2 protein-coding genes are annotated in these 2,081 nt (G+C 67.9%); one reads left to right on the top strand and one right to left on the bottom strand.

Features of this window, described 5'->3' with window-relative positions; genetic code table 11:
- Nucleotides 1–175 precede the first annotated feature (175 nt).
- Nucleotides 176–1,477 carry a S1 family peptidase gene (locus tag MJD61_02105; protein ID MCG8554072.1) on the top strand — a complete coding sequence of 434 codons (1,302 nt, stop codon included), beginning with the start codon at nucleotides 176–178 and terminating at the stop codon, nucleotides 1,475–1,477.
- 342 nt (nucleotides 1,478–1,819) lie between these two features.
- Here the strand turns inward: MJD61_02105 and MJD61_02100 are convergent.
- Nucleotides 1,820–2,081 (bottom strand): hypothetical protein (locus MJD61_02100; GenBank protein MCG8554071.1); only part of this gene is annotated, 262 nt, incomplete at its 5' end.

Here is a 2,081-nt window from a genome sequence, read left to right as displayed (position 1 = left end):
GTGTCATGCGGAACTGCTCTGCGCGCGATCTATGTTCCTGCGTACCCACCTGCCTGCCCCTGGAACCTGGCCCCTGCCGCGTGCTGTGGAACGAGATCAAGCAGTGCTATCTGGATCGTTGCGCGGCGGTGTGCGGGCCCTAGAGCCGTCAGCCCGCCGGAGGCTGCGCGGCTTGGTGGCTGCCGCGATCGCCGGGGCGAGCGCCTGCGCAGCGCCGGCGGACAGTCAGGGCTCGAGCGTGGCTGCCATCGTCGGCGGCGCGCCCGCCGAGGCCGGAGCCTGGCCCAACGTTGGGATCCTGGATTCCGGCTGCAGCGCGCTCTTGCAGCATCCCAAGCTCATCGTCTATGCAGCCCATTGCGCTGCTCGTCCCGAGCGCGTTTGGTTCGGGGAGCGTTTCGACGTTTCGGTGGATAGCGCTTCTCGCACGGTCCGTGTGGCCCCTTCAGGGAAGGCCTACAGCGTAGCCACGGAACGTTGCGAAGCGCACCCGGAGGGCATGATCGGCAACGGTCTCGACGTGGCGTTCTGCACGCTCGAACGGCGCCTGCAGATTCCTGTAGTAGGCCCCATGCTGGGCTGCACGCGCGACTCGATCGAGCCGGACCTCGGCACCACCCTGGTAGGATTCGGCTTCGACGCCGAACAGGGCGGCAAAGCGGGCATCAAGCGGGTAGTGGGTGCGCCGCTGATCTCCGCCGGACAAGAGATCGAGATCGGTACCCGTCACGCCGGAACCTGCCGCGGCGATTCCGGCGGCCCCGCCCTTGTCGAGCTAGCGGGAAGCGATGGGCAGCGGGCATGGCATGTCTTGGGCGTGTTGTCCTCGGGTCCGCGCGGGCGCTGCGGCAAGGGCTACTACACCGACATCGCCAACGTGATCGGTTGGCTGGAACAGGAATCGCAGCTCGAGCTCAGTCCCTGCTACGACTCGCTCGGCAACTGGAAGCCGCTGCCGACTTGCACGACAGGCCTGGATCCAAGGGGCCACCCAACGAGAGCGCCCCGGCAATCTGCAGCCTGCGGCGACCCGTCGCCCGGCAGCGCGGGCGACCGGCATCCCCCCTCCGTTTCCATCCTGTCGGTCGAAGGAGACAGCTTGTCCTCGCCCTCGGTCGTCGAAGTGGAGGCCGAGGACCGGGAGTCCGGCGTTCAGCGCGTCGAGGTCGAATGGCTGAACGCGCAGGGTGAGACCCTGGGGCGCCTCGAGGACGAGCTGGCCCCCTATAGGTTCAAGCTCGAAAGCGACAGCGAGGTCGACCGCATCGAGGCCACGGCGCTCGACTTCGCGGGCAACACGACCCAAATCGAGTGGCCGCCTGCGCCGGCCACCAATGGCTGCAGCGTCGGCCCCGGACCCGCCGCCAAGGGTGCAAGCCAGATGAGGTTCGGCCTATTGTGCGCGCTCCTGGTGCTGCTCGTGGCTCGACGACGCAGGCGTATTGCTCACGCGCAGCTCGGGGACGGACCTCGTTGAATTGGGAGGGGCCGGGCCCCGCCGGCCGACCCGACCCTCGTTGGCGTCCGCCGGCGTGCGCGGGCACTTTCGCCACCACCGGTAGCGCAAGTGTGCGAAATGAGCTGCGGTGATGTCCGGCATGCTTGGTGCGGCGTGCGAAGCATGACGCAACCACGCTACATCGTTCCTGGAATGAGTCCGGCCGGTGACCGTGGGCTCCGCCTGCGAGCCGCCACCGCCGCACCGTCCGCGGATATCCCCAAGCCTCAACGCGGGTCAGGTCGCCGAGCTAGCTCCGAGCTGCCGCCCGGGAACCGAACGGCCCAGACGATCCACATGCACGATCAACACCCATCGGTTTCACCGATCGGTGCGATCCACACAATCCATAGGGGGCTCACTTCTCGTGAGCGCCGGTGGGTCACTTCTGCCGAGCGTCCTAGGAGAGAGCCCTCCCGCCGAATCGCGTGTAGAGTAGGGACGGAACTCCGACTGGCTGGCTCGGCGTGCGTTCAGGGACATCAGCTCCGCGGGCACATACGCGAGCGCACCACCGCGGGGCAGGCGCTCCCGCACAAAGCGCTCGATCTCGGCGCGAGCGCCCTGACCCACTTCGTCCTCG

The sequence above is a fragment of the Pseudomonadota bacterium genome, from assembly GCA_022361155.1.
In the GTDB taxonomy this organism is placed as follows: Bacteria; Myxococcota_A; Polyangia; order Polyangiales; family JAKSBK01; genus JAKSBK01.
Note: the sequence above shows the minus strand (reverse complement) of the source record. Positions and strands in the feature narration are given on the sequence as shown.